We start from the raw sequence: 16710 nt of genomic DNA on the forward strand, positions 1-16710 counted from the left end.
TCTAACTCGTTCCGATACGGGTCAACAGTTCGGCGACGTACGTCCGGGCCCGCCGGGCGGCGGGCAGGGGTCCCTCCTCGGCGATCCGTGGGCCGATCAGCTCCAAGTCGAATCCGTGCTGATACCCGGCGGAAAGTGCCTGCGCGACAATCGCTTCGAGTGGGATGGCACCGTCGCCGGGAACGGCGCGGGCCGGGACCGATCTGTCACCGAGCACATAATCGCTGAGCTGGATCAACTCGGTGCGGGGCAGGGCCCGGTCGAGCAGGGTGCCCAGGTGTGCCTCGGTCCAGCAGTGGAACAGATCGATGCAGATGCCGACCCCCGCCGACTCCGCCAGTTCGATCGTGTCGGACAGCGTGTGGGCGATGTGGATGTCGGCGTAGAGACCCGACGCGTTCTCGATCGCCAATGCGACACCGGCCTGCCGCGCCGCGTCGAGACAGGGCTGCACGGCATCGCAGAATCGGCCGGCGGCCTGCTCCCACGTGCGGTCTCCGCGGCCGCCGGTCAGCATGTAGACGACTCGGGCGCCCACGCCGGCGGCCGCGTCGATCACGCCGCGCAGCGCGTCGGAGGACTCGAAGAGGTGAAAGACGGATTCCACCGAATAGTTGTCGGACGCAATCGCTTCCGTCAAGCCGGGCTGTCGCAGCTGGGCGTCGATGAGGCTGAGGCGGCTGAGGCCGAGTGATTCCCATACCCGACGGAGTTCGTCGAGCGGCGCGCCGTGGAAGGTGACGGAATGCACCGAGATCCTCTCGGCGGCACCGGAGATCTCAGCCACGATTCTCTATCTCGACGCCGAACCTGTCGCGGAACGGTCTGAACTCGGCATGCAGCGTGTCGAGATCCTCCCCGATGTCGGTGAGCAGACTCGTGGAGTACCGGAACTTGCCGTGCCGGTCCCCCTTGTTGTTCGCCAGGTAGTCGCGCATCCGCGCGGCGGCCTCGTCGGTCAGCGTCCGGCCGGTGAAGGCGTAGTACTTGCGCACCGTCCCGACAGGGTCGGCGATGAAGTCGGTGTAGCGGACATGCAGGATGCGCGGATCGTCGACCATCGGGTTGGTCATGGTGTTCGCGATGCTCGCGCGGGTCAGGTCCAGGTGCATCCGGGTGGCCGCGTGCAGGTCGACGGGTCCGACGAGCCCCTCGAGGATGTCGGCCATCATCATCGTCCGCGATGCCGCCACCTGGACCGGATCCCGGTGCAGCCACAGCAGACTCGCGTCGGGATAGGCGTCGAACAGCTCCGCGAGCCGAAACCCGTGGAAGCCCTTGAGAACCCAGTGCCTGCGCGGACGCGCGTACTGCAACTGCGCGAGCATGGCCTTGTGGATCCGGTACTGGGCCGCGGCGTCGGTCGGCAGCCCGCCGACCACGGTCTGCATCGGCACCCGCCACCACGCCGTCGGCGTCATCACGCGGAAGTCGAATGCCCAGGTGCGTTCGTCTTCGGGCAGGCCGTCGCCGAGCATGTCGTTGTAGGGATGGCTGTGCAGCCATTTCGGGGCCTTCGCGTTGATCTCGCGCCAGTCGGCGTCCGCCCGCGCCCTGCGCTCGTCGCCAGGCTCTGCCAGTCCCGGCGGCGGCGACGGGTACATCACCTCCCAGAACCGCAGAGCCCTCGCTTCGGGATCGACGCTCATCAGCGCGTGCATCAGCGTCGTTCCCGACCGGGGTTCACCCGTCACGAACATCGGCCGGTCGATCACCTCGTCTGCGACAGGAAACCGTTCGCGGTCGGCGAAGAACTCCAGCCTGGTGGTGAGCAACCAGTGGCAGACGTCGGCGGCTTTGCGATACCCGTCCTGCGTCATCTGCTGGGCGTTGATGTGGTCGACGGCGATTCCGAACCGCTCCGGCAGCGTCGGATCGCCGTAGTCGCGCAGCCCGGTCTCCGCCTCCGCGCGGGCGAGTAATGCGGCGGCGTCCAGTGATCCGCTCATCCGCACAGCCTCAACAGTTCGTCCTCGGCTTCGCGGACATTGCCGGCAGACTGCGCGGCGTACCCACCTCCGGCCATCGCCGCGTAGTCCAGGATCTTGGGCACCCGCAGGCCGGCGTCGACGTAATCCTTGATGACGCGGGCCACCTGCTTCGGTGTCCCGTGGGGCACCATGGCCAGCACCATCTCCGGCTGGACGCGGTCGAGGAACTCGACGATGCGCTCGCGGGTCAGCACCGCCGGGTCGATGTCGTGAAAGCCGTTCCAGTCCGGCCCCATCGGATGTTCGAAACCGAATCTCCGCAGCACCTCCGCCGAGACCTGTAGCAGGAACGACTTCACCAGCGGCGCCTGCAGGATCTCGGCGAGGGCGGCGTCGTCGCGGCCCATCAGGCAGACCTGGATGAAACAGGGCGTGATCTGCTGCGGGTCACGGCCGGCTCGCTCCGCCGAAGAACGCACCCGCGTGAGCTTCTCGGCATAGTCGTCCGGGGTCCACGCCCCCGCCGGCCACCACCCGTCCGCGTACCGGCCTGCGATGTCCAACGATCGAGGGCCGCTGGCACCCACCCAGATCGGCGGGCGCCGACCCTCGTACGGTTCGGTGTCCAGACGCGCGTGACGCAGTCGGTAGAACCTACCGTCGAAGTCGACCGGTCCCTCGGTGTCCCACAGCAGCCGGATGACGTGCAGAGCCTCCTCGAATCGGCCTACCGGAGAACGGAAATCGAATCCGTAGGGCACGATGTTCTCGCGCTCTCCGCTGCCCAGCCCGAGGATGAACCGCCCCTTCGACAGATGGTCGATGGTCAGCGCGCTCTGCGCCAGCGACGCCGGGTGGCGCCGCACGGTGTCCACCACGCTGGTGGCCAACGGCACGTTCTCGGTCAGCACCGCGGCGGCCGCGGCGACCGCCATCCCGTCGAGGTGCCGATGCGGCGACGGGGACGCGACGGCGAGATCGGTGAATTCCGGTGTCCAGATCGAGTCCGGCCAGAAACTCACCATGTGGTCGGGCAGCCAGATCGAGTGGTACCGGCCGCTGTCGAGCTGCGCGAGCTGCCCGAGGTCAAGCGGCAGTGTGGTGCGCAGGAACGCGGCAGGCTGAACCTTCACGGCCGCAGCACCTCTCGCCTACCGCCTGGGCAGGCCCAGCACCTGCTGGGCGATGATGTTGCGCTGAATCTCCGAGGTGCCGCCGGCGATCGTGCCGCCGAAGCTGCGGCAGTACCGCTCGAACCAACTCGCGAAGTAGTGGTCGAGGTTCATGTGCTCGTACGGCCCGGAGGTCGCCGGATGCACGAGCCCGTCGAGACCCGCCGCTTCCAGAGCCAGACCTTCGATGCGCTGTTCGGCCTCGGCACCGAGGAGTTTCGGGATCGACACCGAGGCGACGTCCACCTCGCCGCGCGCCGCCTTCGCGATGCCGACCGACCCGAGCAGCCGCAGCGCCTCGTAATCCATGATGCTGCTGGCCAACGCGTCGCGCTCCAGCGGAGTCCGCGGCACGAAATCGGCGATGCAGTTGGCGATGCGGTCGGCGAAGCCCAACCACATCATGGTCCGCTCGTGTCCGAGCGATCCGTTGGCGACTCCCCACCCGCCGTTGAGGGGTCCGACCAGATTCTCGGCCGGCACCCGTACGTCGGTGAAGAAGACCTCGTTGAAGTCGAGGTTCTCGATTCCGGTCATGTCGGCGAAGGGCCGGCACACCACCCCGTCGAGGTCGGTCGGGATCAGCAGAACGCTGATCCCCTTGTGTTTGGGCGCATCCGGGTCGGTGCGCACGAAGGTGAGCAGGAAATCGGCGTCGTGGGCACCGGAGGTCCAGACCTTCTGTCCGTTGACGACGAACTCGTCCCCGTCGCGGACGGCCTTGGTGCGCAACGACGCAAGGTCGGAGCCGGCACTCGGCTCACTCATGCCCAACGACGCGGTGCGCTCGCCCCGCAGGACCGGGACGGCCCACCGGTGCTTCTGCTCGTCGGTGCCGAACGTCAGCAGCGAGGCCGCGATGATGTTGACGCCCTGCGGGTTGAAGCTGTGGTAGATGCGTCGCCGGCACAGTTCCTCGGCGTGCACGAAGGTCTGCAGCACGCTGGCGTTGCGGCCGCCGAACTCGGGGGGCTGCGCGGGCAGCAGCCAGCCGTTGTCGAACAGCAGCCGCTGCCAGTCGCGCGCCCACTGCGGCATGTGGGACACCGAGCGGGGGCGCTCCAGCGTCTCGGCCGCCGACGGCGTGTGTTCGTCGAGGAACGCCGAGAATTCGGCGCGGAACTCTTCGACGTCGGAATCGAAGGCCAGTTGCATTACAGGTCCCTTCCGTATTCCTCGGCGATGATCGCGCGGTGCTCGGCCGCACCGCCGAGCAGCAGCTCCCCGGCCTTGGCCCGTTTCAGCGCGAACTGTAGGTCGTTCTCCCAGGTGAAGCCCATGGCCCCGAAGAGTTGGATGCCGTGTTTGAACACCAGCGCCTGGCACTCCCCTGCCGACGCCTTCGCCATCGCGGCGGCCAGCCGTCTGCGCGGATCGTCGGCGGCGATGGTCAGGGCGGCGAAGTACGACAGCGCCCTGGCGCGTTCGATTGCGACGTACATGTCGGTCGCCTTGTGCTGCACCGCCTGGAAGGTGCCGATCGCGACGCCGAACTGCTGACGGCTCTTCGCGTGTTCGAGGACGAGGTCCAGGATGCGCTGGCAGGCCCCGACCGTGGTGATGGCCATCCCCATCAGCGCGACGTGGTGCGCGCGCTCGGTGTCGACGGCCAACCGGTCCGATTCGGCGACGTGTACGCCGGGGAAGGACACCTCGGCGACGTGCAGCACCGGGTCGAACACGTCGACGCGGCGCGTGGAGACGGCACTGCCCTCCACACAGAAGACCCCGGCCGGGGTCACCACGGCGAGCCGGTCGGCACGGTCGCCGTCGAGCACGAATCGGTCAGTCCCGGTGAGCACCCAGCCCTCGGCGTCGCGGATCGCGGAGATCCCCGAGTAGACGGCGGCCCCGGACCCGCCGGAGTCGAACCGGTCACCGACCAGCGGTGCGAACTGGGTCAGCGTCGCGAGGAACGGTGTGGGATCGGTCGCGCGTCCGAGCTCTTCGAGCACGATGGCCAACTCGACCGCGTTCTCCGGATCGGTCAGCTCCGTCCAGCCGGCGTCGAGATAGCTGTTCCACAGCGGAGCCGGATCCACCCCGTTCTCCGCGATACCGCGGATCAGCGACGCGGGGCACTGTTTGGACACCGCGTCGCGCACGGTCTCCTGCCACAACCGCTGATCAGCATCGAACTCGAGTAACACCCGTATGCCTCCTGATGGCCGCTGTGCCGCGAGAATAGCATTCTCGCATCCGGTGTCATCGTTCTCATCCGACGCGCATCCGTTTTCGGCACCAGAAAGCTGAGCGGGCGTTCAGCAATTGCCTCTACCAGCGCCGACGTTAAGCGATCTGCTGGAGAACAGAATTCTTGATAATGAAGAACAACGATCTACACTGAGAGGGTCGGCGGCCGCCCGGTTCGGCCGCGCGAGAGTAAAGGACGAAGCTGCGTGAAGGAATTCACCGACGGGTCGAGCGGGATGGTGCGTGTCCCCGTGATCGATGCCAGCGTGCACATCTTCTGCCAGTCCAACAAGGACCTCCGGAAGACCTTCCTGCGGGAGCCGTTCCGCAGTCGGGGTTTTCCGGACTACGAGATGGACTGGTACGGCGCGCCCGGCGGTGAGTACGCGGCGCGCACCGAGGGGCCCGACGGCCAGTACCCCGGGTCGGACCCTGAGCTGGTCGCCAAGCACCTGTTCACCGACCGCGGCGTCGACCTCGCGATCCTGCACCCGATGACCCGCGGCATCATGCCCGACCGCCACCTCGGCACCGCGATCGCGTCGGCGCACAACGAGATGATGGTGACGCGCTGGCTCGACCACCCCGAGTTCGGCGAGCGGTTCCGCGGCACACTGCGGGTCAACCCCGACGACATCGCCGGCGCCCTGCGCGAGATCGACAAGTACCGCGACCATCCGAGGATCGTGCAGCTCGGCATTCCGTTGCAGTCCCGCGAGGTGTACGGCAAGCCCCAGTTCTGGCCGCTGTGGGAGGCTGCCGTCGACGCCGGGTGGCCGGTCGCGGTGCATTTCGAGGTCGGCTCCGGTGTCGCGCTGCCCCCGACGCCGAATGGGTTGACCCGTACCTACGAGCAGTACGTCGGCTTCACGGCGCTGAACTTCCTCTATCACCTGATGAACATGATCGCCGAGGGGGTATTCGAGAGGATGCCCGACCTGAAGTTCGTCTGGGCCGACGGCGCCGCGGACCTGCTGACGCCGTTCATGTGGCGGATGGACTGTTTCGGCAGGCCACATCTGGAGCAGACGCCCTGGGCGCCGAAGATGCCGAGCGACTACCTGCCCGGGCACGTGTTCTTCGTGCAGGGCGCCCTCGACGGACCGGGCGACGTCGATTTCGCCGGCGAATGGGCGGGGTTCACCGGCAAGGACGACATGGTGATGTACGGATCGAGCTATCCGCACTGGCAGCTCAACGAACTGACGGTGCCGGACTCCTACACCGCCGAACAGCGCGACAAGTTGTGCTGGCGCAACGCCGCACAGCTGTACGGCATCCAAAGTCCGGTTATTTCCGTCCCGGCTACGGCACAGTAGAGGGAGCGAGGAGGCACGATCATGACCGTTACCGCCAATCCACGAGTACCTGCCGCCGAACGCATCGCCGTCCGGTGCGTCGACTCCGACGTCCACCCGGCGCCCCGCCGCGGCGAACTGACGCAGTACATCCCCGAACCGTGGCGCAGCAAGTACTTCCTCACCCGCAAGATCGGTGAACAGATCTACTATGACGCTCCCGACTACGCGCACTCGTACGCGATGCGGGTCGACGCGTTTCCGTCCGACGGCGAGTTCGCCTGCAGCGACCCGGATCTGGCGTTCAAGCAGCTGATCATGGAGGCGGGCGCCGACATCGCGATCCTGGAGCCTGCGGCGTACCCGGCACGCATCCCCGAAGCGCAGCACGCGATGTCGTGCGCGCTGAACGACTGGCAGGCCAATCACTGGCTCGACAGTCACAACAACTGGCACGAACGCTGGCGTGGGTCGATCTGCCTGGCGATCGAGGAGCCCGAGCACAGCGTCGCCGAGATCGAGCGCTGGGTCGGGCATCCCTACATGGCGCAGATCCTGATCAAGGCCGAACCCCGGCCGTCCTGGGGCAATCCGAAATACGATCCGATCTGGGCGGCCGCGGCCAAGCACGACATCCCGGTCAGCTGCCATCTGTCGCGCAGCCACTACGACGAACTTCCCATGCCGCCGGTCGGGCTGCCCAGCTACAACCACGATTTCATGGTGACCTACTCGTTGCTGGCGGCGAACCAGGTGATGAGCCTGATCTTCGACGGCACCTTCGACCGGCACCCGAACCTGCGCATCGTGTTCGTCGAGCACGCGTTCACGTGGATCCTGCCGCTCATGTGGCGGATGGACGCGCTCTACGAGGCCCGCAAGTCCTGGGTCGAGATCAAGCGCAAGCCCAGTGAGTACGTCAAGGACCACATCAAGTTCACGACCCAGCCGCTGGACTACCCCGAGGACAAGACCGAGCTGTCGCGGGCGTTCGAGTGGATGGAGTGCGAGAAGATCCTGCTGTTCTCCAGCGACTACCCGCACTGGACGTTCGACGATCCGCGTTGGCTGGTCAAGCACCTGCCCGAGCATGCCCGGGAAGCGGTGATGTTCAAGAACGGCATCGAGACCTACAAGCTGCCGGACACCGTGCCCGCGCTCGAAGGTCAGGTACGGGTTTTCTGACACATGAACAACGAGAAGACGCCCCGGTTGGCACAGGGGCGTGAACACGTCGTCGCCACAGTGGACGAGATCCCGCCGGGCACACACAAACTCGTGCCCATCGGACGCCACGGCGTGGGGGTGTACAACGTCAACGGCACCTTCTACGCGATCGCGAACTACTGCCCGCACGAGGGCGGTCCGCTGTGCTCCGGCCGAGCCAGGGGCCGCAACATCGTCGACGAGTCCGTCCCCGGTGACGCCGTCATGGTGCGGGATCAGGAGTACATCTTCTGCCCGTGGCACCAGTGGGGTTTCGAGTTGGCGACCGGGACCACCGCGGTCAAGCCCGAATGGAGTATCCGCACCTATCCTGTCCGGGTCGTCGGCAACGACGTACTCGTCCAGGCCTGAATCTGGAGTGTCCTTGCCCAACAAGAAGATCGAGATCAACGGCGGCACCGTCGTCTACGAAATCCTCGGCAAAGAAGGCGAGTTCATCGTCCTGACCCCGGGCGGCCGGTTCAGCAAGGACATCCCGGGGCTCAAGCCGCTGGCGAAGAAGCTGGTGGAGGGCGGCTACCGGGTGCTGCTGTGGGACCGGCCGAACTGCGGGAAATCCGACGTGCAGTTCTACGGCCAGAGCGAATCCCATATGCGCGCCGAGACACTGCAGCAGCTGATCACCAAGCTCGACATCGGCCCCGTCATCCTGCTCGGCGGCTCCGGCGGCGCCCGCGATTCGATGCTCACGACCATGCTGTATCCGGAGTTGGTCCGAAAGCTGGTGGTGTGGAACATCGTCGGCGGCGTCTACGGGTCATTCGTGCTGGGCTCCTATTACATCGTGCCGAGCATCCTGGCCGTCCGCGGCGCCGGGATGAAGGCGGTGTCGCAGATCGCCGAATGGCAGGAGCGCATCGCCGAGAACCCGGACAACGAGCAGCGGATTCTCGACCAGGATCCCGAGGCGTTCCTGAAGTTGATGTTGCGCTGGCTCAACGCGTTCGTCCCCAAGCCGGGACAGACCATTCCCGGTGTCGAGGACGAGATGTTCGACAACATCACGGTGCCGACCCTGATCATCCGCGGCGGTGCGAACGACCTGGATCACCCCAAACGGACCTCGTTGGAGGTCAGTTGCCTCATCAAGGGCTCCAAGGTGATCGACCCGCCGTGGCCGGAGGACGCCTGGGAGCGTGCCGGCGAGGCGCGCGCCTCGGGGAAGGTCAAGCGGTTCAACATGTTCGACACCTGGGTGCAGGCCGCCCCGGCGATTCTGGACTTTCTGAAGAAGTCGAAATGATCGACGTCGACCTTGTCGGCTCAGTCCGTGAGGACGATGCGGACCTCGCAGTTGGTCGAGGCCTCGAGCGCGGTGTGGATCCGGCTCTCCGGGATTCGGGTCAGGTCGGCTCTGCTCAGAGTCACGGTGATGATGTCCCACCCGTCCCCACCCGGCGTCCGGTCGATCACACCGGACAGGCCGAAGCCGGCGAGTACGCCGTACGCATCGTCGTCGGTGCCGTGGCTGACGAACGTCAGCACCCCGATCACCGGTTCGGTGGGGAACGCCCTGGCGCACAGGTCCGCCGCCTGCGCCTGCAGGGCCGCCGGTTCCGTGCCCGTCATCAGGATCTCGACCTCCCGACGCTTCGGCGGCAGCACGGCCAGATCGTTGTCGATCAACTCGGCGCCGATCTCCGCCGTGAGGCGCGCCAGTTCGGTCGTGCCGGCAGCGAGCTGATCGGCGGTCAGTTCACCGGCCAGGTCAACGCCGATTCGCACCACCGCTGTTCGCATGCTGGGAAGGGTAGCCGCCGATGAGTACCGCCATGAACACGGAACTGACGGTCGCCGCCTGGCCCGGTCTGACCCCGAGGCTGTTGCGCGCGGAGCAGGGTACGGAGACGCTGGCCGAATATCGCGCCGAGGGCGGGTATGTCCCTCTCGACGATCCCGCCACCCTGCTCGACGAGGTCGACCGGTCCGGGGTGCTGGGCCGCGGGGGCGCGGCGTTCCCGCTGGCGGTCAAACTCACCACCGTGCGCAGCGCATCGCTGCGCGGTGTGGACACCGTGCTGGTGGCCAACGGCGAGGAGGGCGAACCGGCGTCGGTGAAGGACCGGTGGCTGTTGCGGAACCGCCCGCATCTGGTGCTGGACGGTCTGAGGCTCGCGGCCCGGATCATCGGCGCCCGTCACGCGCACGTCTACCTCTCGGACGAGCACGCGGAGGGCGCGGTCCAGGCGGCGCTGGCGGAGACGACGCCGGAGCTTCTGGACGGCGTGACCGTCAGTGTGCGGCGGGTCGAGGCGGGCTATGTCGCCGGCGAAGAGACCGCCGCGGTGCGGGCCATCAACGGCGGACCGGCCAAGCCGACCGACAAGCCACCGCGTCCGTTCGAAGAGGGTGTCGGCGGACTTCCCACCGCGGTGTGCAACGTCGAGACCCTGGCGAACCTGCCGTATGTGCATCGTCACGGCGCCGCCGGGTACCGCGGGACCGGCACCGACGGCTCACCTGGCACGTTCCTCGCGACACTGACCGGCGGCGGCATCGCCCCCGGGCTCTATGAGCTGCCCTTCGGCATCACCGCCGGGGAAGTGATTGCGCTACACGGCATTCCCGCCGAGCGCGTTCGCGGTGCGCTGATGGGTGGTTACTTTGCCGGCCTGCTCGACCGGCGCGTACTGGACAGCAAGCTCGACCACGAGGCGCTACGCGCGCTCGGCAGCGGTCTCGGGTGCGGCGCGGTGTCGGTGATCACCGATGAATGCCCGGTGGCCGTCGGCGCGTCCGTGCTCGCCTACTACGACCGCGAGAACGCCGACCAGTGCGGGTCCTGCTTCAACGGCACCGCGGCGATGGCTGCGGCCGCAGAGGCACTGCGCGACGGCACCGCCGACGCCGACGACCTCGCAAGGCTCGAACGGTGGTCGCAGGTGCTTCGCGGACGAGGTGCGTGCGCCACGCTCGACGCGGCGTGCAACATCGCCGCCAGCATGCTGGCGCTGTTCGCCGACGACGTCGCCCGCCACGCCGACAACAGCTGTTCAGTCTGCGCCGCAGGTCTTTTCACCGCCCGGCGTCCCTTCGAGGTGGAGGCACTGTGACCGACAGGATGCGTATCAAGCTCGACAGGACGCTGTGTGACGGCTTCGGGATCTGCGCGAAGCACGCCCCGGAGTACTTCTCACTGGACGACTGGGGCTACGCGGTTCTGGTCGGCGACGGGATCATCCCGGAGGAAGACCACGACGCAGTGCAGCGCGCGCTGATGGACTGCCCGGTGCACGCCATCCTGAACATCGGGGAACGCCGCCCCGACCAGACACCGATCCAGCCGCTGCGCGAGCCGGATCTCGAGCAGCTGAAGACCGAAGACAACGAAGCGGAGTGGGGCTTTACCCGATGAGCGCTCGCGCGAAGAGAATTGGATTTTGATGAGCAGACTTCCCCTGCCACTGTTGACGTTCGACAACGAGTTCTTCTGGACCTCCGGCGCGGACGGCGTCCTGCGCATCCAGGAGTGTGGCGACTGCAAGTCGCTGATCCATCCCCCGCAGCCGGTGTGCCGCTACTGCCACAGCCACAACATGGGCCCCCGGGAGGTGTCCGGACGGGCGGTGCTGTCGGCGTTCACCGTCAATCACCGGTTCTCCATTCCCGGCTTGGAGGCGCCCTATGTGGTCGCGCAGGTCGCGATCGAAGAGGATCCGCGGGTTCGGTTGACCACCAACATCGTTGACTGCGACCCCGACGAGCTCGAGCTCGGTCGCGTGGTGGAGGTGGTCTTCGAGCAGAACGAGGACGTGTGGCTGCCGCTGTTCAGGCCGACCGCCGAGCCCGAGACCGCTGCGCTGCCCGACGACGAGATCGCTCCGCAGGACTTCCCGAAGTTCGTCCGTCCGATGTTGACGACCGAGAAGTTCGAGGACGCCGCCGCGATCACCGGTATCGGTGCCTCCAGGATGGGCCGCCGTCTGATGGTTTCGCCGTTGTCGTTGACGGTGGAAGCGTGTGAGAAGGCGATCGCCGACGCCGGTCTGACCCTGGCCGATGTCGACGGGCTCTCGACCTATCCCGCGATGGACGCGATGGGCATGGGTGAGGGCGGTTGCACGGTTCTCGAAGGCGCGCTGGGTATCCGGCCCACGTGGATCAACGGCGGGATGGACACCTTCGGGCCGGGCGGCTCGTTGATCGCGGCGGTGATGGCGGTCGCGACCGGCATGGCCCGCCACGTGCTGTGCTTCCGCACCCTGTGGGAGGCCACGTTCAACCAGCTGATGAAGGAGGGCAGGGCCTTCCCGCCCGGCGGCGCCCGGGCCAACAGCTGGCAGGCTCCCTTCGGCGCCACGTCGGCGGCACACACGTTGGCCCTCAACGCGCAGCGGCACTTTCACCGCTACGGCACCACGAAGGAGACGCTCGGCTGGATCGCGCTGAATCAGCGTGCCAACGCCGCGCTCAATCCGACCGCGATCTACCGCGATCCGATGACGATGGAGGACTATCTCAACGCGCGGCCGATCACGACCCCGTTCGGGCTCTACGACTGCGACGTGCCGTGTGACGGCGCGGTTGCGGTGATCGTCTCGGCGGTCGACGCGGCCGCCGACGCACCGAAACCCCCGGTGTTCTTCGAGGCGGTGGGCACCCAGATCATTGAACGCACCGACTGGGACCAGACCACGCTGACCCATGAGCCGCAGGTGCTGGGTCAGGCTGCCCACCTCTGGACGCGAACCTCGTTGCGGCCGGCTGACGTCGACGTCGCCGAGCTCTATGACGGGTTCACGTTCAACTGCCTGTCGTGGTTGGAGGCTCTCGGCTTCTGCGGGATCGGGGAGTCCAAGGACTTCCTCGACGGTGGACATGCGATTGCGCGCGACGGCGTGATCCCGCTCAACACCCACGGTGGACAGCTCTCCCACGGCCGCACGCACGGCATGGGTCTGGTCCACGAAGCGGTGTCCCAGTTGCGCGGCGAAGCCGGTGACCGACAGGTCGCCGACGCGCGGGTGGCCGTCGTCAGCAGTGGCGGGCTCACGCCCAGCGGCGTCATGCTGCTGCGGACCGGCGCGTGACCGCAGGCGCAGGGGTCCCGCGCCCGCGTGTCGTCCTCGTCGACGGCGTTCCGATGTCGGCGCTGGCCGTGCAGGTGCCGGATCCGCGCGGGGTCATCGTGGCGATTCACGGTGGCGCGACGTCGTCGGCATACTTCGATTGCCCGGGGCGTCCAGAGCTGTCGCTGTTGCGTGCAGCCGGCGCAGCGGGTTTCACGGCCATCGCGTTGGATCGGCCCGGCTACGGTTCCTCGGCGGTGTATGCCGGGGAGTTCGCCGATCCCGGGCGACGGGTCGCCGCCGCGGCCGGGACGATCGACAAGATCCTCGGCGACAGCGACCGAGGCGCCGGACTGTTCCTGCTCGGTCATTCCGCCGGTTGTGAGCTCACGCTGCGGATGGCGACGGGGCGGGACGACGTCGTCGGCGTCGAACTTTCCGGCACCGGACTGCGCTACACGCCGCAGGCCCGCGACATCATTCGCGACGCGACGGTCACGTCGCGGCCGGCCGGGCTCCGCGATCTGCTCTGGACGCCCACTGACCTCTACCCCGCCGAGGTGCTGACCGGCGCGTTGTCGGCTCCGGGGGTGGCCTATGAGGGGGACGTGACCGCGCATTGGGCCGGGCGAGATTTTCCGGGCCTCGCCGAACGGCTGACCACACCGATCCAGTTCAGTGTCGCCGACAACGAGAAGGTCTGGCAGTCCTCGCCGGAGGCCCTCGCGGCGATCGCGGCGTTGTTCAGCGCGTCGCCGCGGGTGCGTATCAACCGGATGAACGACAGCGGACACAACCTCAGCGTCGGCCTGACCGCGGGTGATTACCACCGAAACGTGTTGTCGTTCACCGAAGAATGTATATCCGACGCGCCCGGGCGCGATCGGGAGGAAGTGGAGGCGAGCTGATGCGGGTTGGATTCATCGGGCTGGGAAGCCAAGGCGGGCCGATGGCCCGGCGCATCGCCGAGGGCGGGTTCGAGACCACCTTGTGGGCGCGCAGGCAGGCCAGCCTTGAGCCGTACTCCGACACCCCGGCCAAGACGGCGTCGACACCCGCCGAACTCGGTGCGGCCAGCGATCTGGTCTGCCTGTGTGTGGTCGGCGACGACGATGTCCGGGAGGTGCTCTACGGAGAGCAGGGGGTGCTGGCCGGACTCGCCGAGGGCGGCATCATCGCGATCCACAGCACGGTGCACCCGCAGACCTGCCAGGAGATCGCGGAAAAGGCGGCCGCGCAGGGTGTTTCCGTCATCGATGCCCCGGTCAGCGGCGGCGGCCCCGCGGTGGAGCAGGGCACGCTGCTGGTGATGGTGGGCGGTGACGAAGAGGTCGCGGAGCGCTGCCGGCCGGTGTTCGCGACCTACGCCGACCCGATCGTGCACCTCGGTCCGCTCGGCAGCGGCCAGAACACCAAGATCCTGAACAACCTGTTGTTCAGCGCCAACCTCGGTAGTGCGGTGAGCACGTTGGAGCTGGGCGAGTCACTCGGCATTCCGCGCGCCAAACTCGTCGAGGTGCTCAGCAAGGGCTCGGCGACCAGCAAGGCCGTCGGCAGCATCTCGATGTTCGGTGGGACGCTGGACGGACTGGCGCCCATCGCCGGGGGCCTGTTGCAGAAGGACGTCCGGCATGCGGCGAGCCTCGCGGCTGCAGCGAAGGCGCCCGAGGGGGCGGTGTTCACGGCGGCGGATGCGGCGCTGGAAGCGATGGATTACCGGCGATGAGCAGAGCAGACAGATGAGCGTTGTCGGCTTCGTCGGGGCGGGGCGCATGGGCGCACCCATGGTGGAGCGTCTCGTCCAGACCGGCCACGAGGTCCGCGTGCTGGGCAGGACGGCCGAGAAGCGGTCCTCGATCGCGGACCTCGGCGCCACCGCGGTGTCGACACCGGCCGAGGTCTCCGGAGGCGCCGATGTGGTCATCGTGTGCGTATTCACCGACGATCAGGTCGCGCAGCTGTGTCTGGCCGGCGACCTGGTCGCCTCCATGCAGGCCGGCGCCGCGCTGATCCTGCACACCACCGGGAGCCCGAGAACCGCGCAGTCCATCGCGGAGAAGTTCCCGGATGTCGACGTGGTCGACGCGCCGGTCAGCGGAGGTCCGCACGACATCGCCGCGGGCAGTGTCACGTTGTTCGCCGGCGGAGCGCAGGACGTGCTGGGGCGGGTCCGGCCCGTACTCGGCGCCTACGGTGATCCGATCCTGCACGTCGGGGACACCGGCGCGGGCCAGCTGGTGAAGCTCGTCAACAACACGATGTTCGCCGCGCAGATCGGTCTGGTCGCCGAAGGAGCACGGCTGGGTGCCCGGTTCGGTGTCGACGAGAGTGCGCTGCTGAACGCGCTGACGCACGGCAGCGCCCAGAGCCGGGCGCTGTCCATGATCGCGTCTGCCGGTTCGGCGGACGCATTCATCTCCCGGGTGGGTGAATTCATCGGCAAGGACGTGGCGGTCGTCCGGCGTACGGTGGCCGACCTCGGCGGCACGCTCGGCGATCTCGAGCCGCTGGTGAGTGCGGTGACACGATGACACGACGGGAGCCGTTGGCCATTCGGCTGACTTCCGAGACTATGTGTCGCATACTGGATTCGTTACAGTAAATCAGCCTTTCGTAACGTATTCCGGCCTTGTTCCGGTGCCGAGGAGGACCCCGTGACCAAACCGAAGCTGGTGTTCGATCCGGTCGCCCAGGAGTATTTCGACAACCCGTACGAGATCTATCGGCGGATGCGGGACGAGGCGCCGATCTACTACGACGAAGAGGGCGACTTCTACGCGCTGACCCGGCACGCCGACGTCGCCGCCGCGCTCAAGGACCACGACGCATTCTCGTCCGCCCGCGGTTGCGACCTCGGCATGGTGCGGTCGGAAGAGGGCCCGGTGAAGTCGATCATCTTCATGGACCCACCCGAGCACCGGCACATGCGAAGCCTGCTCAACAAGGCCTTCACCCCGCGCGCCATCCAGAGCCAGCACGAGACCGTCACCGAGCTCGTCGAGCAGTATCTGGCGAAGGTCGATCCCGACAATTTCGACGTCGTGCAGGATTTCTCGGGTCCGTTCCCGGTCGAGGTGATCACCCGGATGGCGGGTGTACCGGAGGAGTTTCGCCAACAGGTCCGGCACTGGATCGACACGAGCCTGTCACGCGAGCCGGGTCAGATCGGCTGGAGCGACAAGAACATGCAGGCCAACATCGACTCGGGCGTCTACTACTACGGGCTCGTCCAGGAACGGCGGCGCAACCCGCAGGACGACATGATCAGCAGGCTGATCGCCGCGGAGATCCCGGGCGAGAACGGCGAGATGCGCAGGCTCGACGACATCGAGATCACCGGCTTCACCTCCCTGCTGGGCGGGGCGGGTGCCGAGACCGTCACCAAGTTGGTGGGCAGCGCCGTCGTCGAGTTCGCGCGACACCCCGACCAGTGGCAGCTGCTGCTCGATGACCGCAGTCTGATACCGGCCGCCGTCGAGGAGCTCCTGCGCTACGTCGGGCCGGTGCAGTACAACGTGCGCTATACGGTCAAGGAAGCTCACGTGCCGAGCGGCACGATCCCCGCCCACAAGCCGGTGTTCCTGATGAAGGCCGCCGCGAACCGCGATCCACGTGCCTTCGACAACGCCGAGACCTTCGACATCACCCGGGACCGCACGCAGGCGCAGAATCTGGGGCTCGGCTACGGGATTCACAGCTGCCTGGGTGCGGCGCTGGCACGGATGGAGACTGCCATCGCGCTGGAGCATCTGCTCGACTTCATGCCTCGCTACGAGGTCGACTTTGCAGGGTTGCAGCGGGTTTCGATGCAGAACGTGGCGGGGTATCACCACGTACCGGTGCGGGTGTTGCGTTGATGGCATGCATCAGAGGGGATCGC

Annotated in this window: 17 protein-coding genes; 11 read left to right on the top strand and 6 right to left on the bottom strand. The window is 67.2% G+C overall.

Annotated elements, in window-relative coordinates; genetic code table 11:
- Position 1: 1 nt before the first annotated feature.
- Genes DYE23_RS19490 through DYE23_RS19510 form a run of 5 tightly spaced genes read right to left on the bottom strand, consistent with a single transcriptional unit; the run spans position 2 to position 5253 of the window.
- Positions 2-787: a sugar phosphate isomerase/epimerase family protein gene (locus tag DYE23_RS19490; protein ID WP_115327926.1), complete on the bottom strand. Its 786-nt coding sequence runs from the start codon at positions 785-787 to the stop codon at positions 2-4.
- Positions 780-1949 (bottom strand): sulfotransferase family protein, encoded by a 1170-nt coding sequence (locus DYE23_RS19495; RefSeq protein ID WP_115327927.1) that lies wholly within the window; start codon positions 1947-1949, stop codon positions 780-782. Before DYE23_RS19495 ends, DYE23_RS19490 begins: the two co-directional genes overlap by 8 nt.
- Positions 1946-3064, bottom strand: coding sequence for an LLM class flavin-dependent oxidoreductase (locus tag DYE23_RS19500; RefSeq protein ID WP_115327928.1), 1119 nt, complete (start codon positions 3062-3064; stop codon positions 1946-1948). Before DYE23_RS19500 ends, DYE23_RS19495 begins: the two co-directional genes overlap by 4 nt.
- Before the next feature lie 18 nt (positions 3065-3082).
- A complete protein-coding gene (locus DYE23_RS19505) occupies positions 3083-4258 on the bottom strand; it encodes an acyl-CoA dehydrogenase family protein (RefSeq protein ID WP_011893372.1) in 1176 nt (391 codons plus the stop codon).
- Positions 4258-5253, bottom strand: coding sequence for an acyl-CoA dehydrogenase family protein (locus tag DYE23_RS19510; RefSeq protein ID WP_115327929.1), 996 nt, complete (start codon positions 5251-5253; stop codon positions 4258-4260). The genes DYE23_RS19505 and DYE23_RS19510 overlap by 1 nt, the downstream gene beginning before the upstream one ends.
- A gap of 279 nt (positions 5254-5532) precedes the next feature.
- Here DYE23_RS19510 and DYE23_RS19515 point away from each other — a divergent pair, with 279 nt between their 5' ends.
- The 4 genes from DYE23_RS19515 to DYE23_RS19530 are packed head-to-tail and all read left to right on the top strand — an operon-like array spanning position 5533 to position 9064.
- Positions 5533-6615, top strand: coding sequence for an amidohydrolase family protein (locus DYE23_RS19515; RefSeq protein ID WP_115329037.1), 1083 nt, complete (start codon positions 5533-5535; stop codon positions 6613-6615).
- A 21-nt stretch (positions 6616-6636) separates the two neighbouring features.
- Complete coding sequence (locus DYE23_RS19520; protein ID WP_013471262.1) at positions 6637-7779, top strand: amidohydrolase family protein; 1143 nt, start codon at positions 6637-6639, stop codon at positions 7777-7779.
- 3 nt (positions 7780-7782) lie between these two features.
- Complete coding sequence (locus DYE23_RS19525; protein WP_011893368.1) at positions 7783-8172, top strand: Rieske (2Fe-2S) protein; 390 nt, start codon at positions 7783-7785, stop codon at positions 8170-8172.
- Between the two features lie 13 nt (positions 8173-8185).
- Positions 8186-9064 (top strand): alpha/beta fold hydrolase, encoded by an 879-nt coding sequence (locus tag DYE23_RS19530; RefSeq protein WP_115329038.1) that lies wholly within the window; start codon positions 8186-8188, stop codon positions 9062-9064.
- Between the two features lie 20 nt (positions 9065-9084).
- On the opposite strand, the gene DYE23_RS19535 is transcribed toward DYE23_RS19530, so the two are convergent.
- Entirely contained in the window at positions 9085-9561 is a 477-nt protein-coding gene (locus tag DYE23_RS19535; RefSeq protein ID WP_115327930.1) for a hypothetical protein, read from the bottom strand.
- A 20-nt stretch (positions 9562-9581) separates the two neighbouring features.
- Here DYE23_RS19535 and DYE23_RS19540 point away from each other — a divergent pair, with 20 nt between their 5' ends.
- The 7 genes from DYE23_RS19540 (at position 9582) to DYE23_RS19570 (ending at position 16687) form a co-directional block, all read left to right on the top strand.
- Positions 9582-10874 (top strand): NADH-ubiquinone oxidoreductase-F iron-sulfur binding region domain-containing protein, encoded by a 1293-nt coding sequence (locus DYE23_RS19540; protein WP_115327931.1) that lies wholly within the window; start codon positions 9582-9584, stop codon positions 10872-10874.
- A gap of 8 nt (positions 10875-10882) precedes the next feature.
- On the top strand, positions 10883-11176 hold the full coding sequence (locus DYE23_RS19545; protein ID WP_172527936.1) for a ferredoxin: 294 nt from the start codon (positions 10883-10885) through the stop codon (positions 11174-11176).
- A 28-nt stretch (positions 11177-11204) separates the two neighbouring features.
- Complete coding sequence (locus DYE23_RS19550) at positions 11205-12851, top strand: thiolase C-terminal domain-containing protein (RefSeq protein ID WP_115327933.1); 1647 nt, start codon at positions 11205-11207, stop codon at positions 12849-12851.
- Positions 12848-13738: an alpha/beta hydrolase gene (locus DYE23_RS19555; RefSeq protein ID WP_115327934.1), complete on the top strand. Its 891-nt coding sequence runs from the start codon at positions 12848-12850 to the stop codon at positions 13736-13738. The genes DYE23_RS19550 and DYE23_RS19555 overlap by 4 nt, the downstream gene beginning before the upstream one ends.
- A complete protein-coding gene (locus DYE23_RS19560; protein WP_115327935.1) occupies positions 13738-14556 on the top strand; it encodes an NAD(P)-dependent oxidoreductase in 819 nt (272 codons plus the stop codon). Before DYE23_RS19555 ends, DYE23_RS19560 begins: the two co-directional genes overlap by 1 nt.
- A gap of 13 nt (positions 14557-14569) precedes the next feature.
- On the top strand, positions 14570-15361 hold the full coding sequence (locus DYE23_RS19565; RefSeq protein WP_235660459.1) for an NAD(P)-dependent oxidoreductase: 792 nt from the start codon (positions 14570-14572) through the stop codon (positions 15359-15361).
- Positions 15362-15484: 123 nt separating this feature from the next.
- Entirely contained in the window at positions 15485-16687 is a 1203-nt protein-coding gene (locus DYE23_RS19570) for a cytochrome P450 (RefSeq protein ID WP_115327937.1), read from the top strand.
- Positions 16688-16710: the final 23 nt, after the last annotated feature.

The organism is Mycolicibacterium gilvum (genome assembly GCF_900454025.1).
Taxonomy (GTDB): Bacteria; Actinomycetota; Actinomycetes; order Mycobacteriales; family Mycobacteriaceae; genus Mycobacterium; species Mycobacterium gilvum.

Coding starts and splice junctions, on each gene's coding strand:
- DYE23_RS19520 (WP_013471262.1), top strand. CDS start 6,637: ATGACCGTTACCGCCAATCCACGAGTACCTGCCGCCGAACGCATCGCC.
- DYE23_RS19495 (WP_115327927.1), bottom strand. CDS start 1,949: ATGAGCGGATCACTGGACGCCGCCGCATTACTCGCCCGCGCGGAGGCG.
- DYE23_RS19560 (WP_115327935.1), top strand. CDS start 13,738: ATGCGGGTTGGATTCATCGGGCTGGGAAGCCAAGGCGGGCCGATGGCC.
- DYE23_RS19525 (WP_011893368.1), top strand. CDS start 7,783: ATGAACAACGAGAAGACGCCCCGGTTGGCACAGGGGCGTGAACACGTC.
- DYE23_RS19545 (WP_172527936.1), top strand. CDS start 10,883: ATGCGTATCAAGCTCGACAGGACGCTGTGTGACGGCTTCGGGATCTGC.
- DYE23_RS19550 (WP_115327933.1), top strand. CDS start 11,205: ATGAGCAGACTTCCCCTGCCACTGTTGACGTTCGACAACGAGTTCTTC.
- DYE23_RS19535 (WP_115327930.1), bottom strand. CDS start 9,561: ATGCGAACAGCGGTGGTGCGAATCGGCGTTGACCTGGCCGGTGAACTG.
- DYE23_RS19515 (WP_115329037.1), top strand. CDS start 5,533: ATGGTGCGTGTCCCCGTGATCGATGCCAGCGTGCACATCTTCTGCCAG.
- DYE23_RS19505 (WP_011893372.1), bottom strand. CDS start 4,258: ATGCAACTGGCCTTCGATTCCGACGTCGAAGAGTTCCGCGCCGAATTC.
- DYE23_RS19540 (WP_115327931.1), top strand. CDS start 9,582: ATGAGTACCGCCATGAACACGGAACTGACGGTCGCCGCCTGGCCCGGT.
- DYE23_RS19565 (WP_235660459.1), top strand. CDS start 14,570: ATGAGCGTTGTCGGCTTCGTCGGGGCGGGGCGCATGGGCGCACCCATG.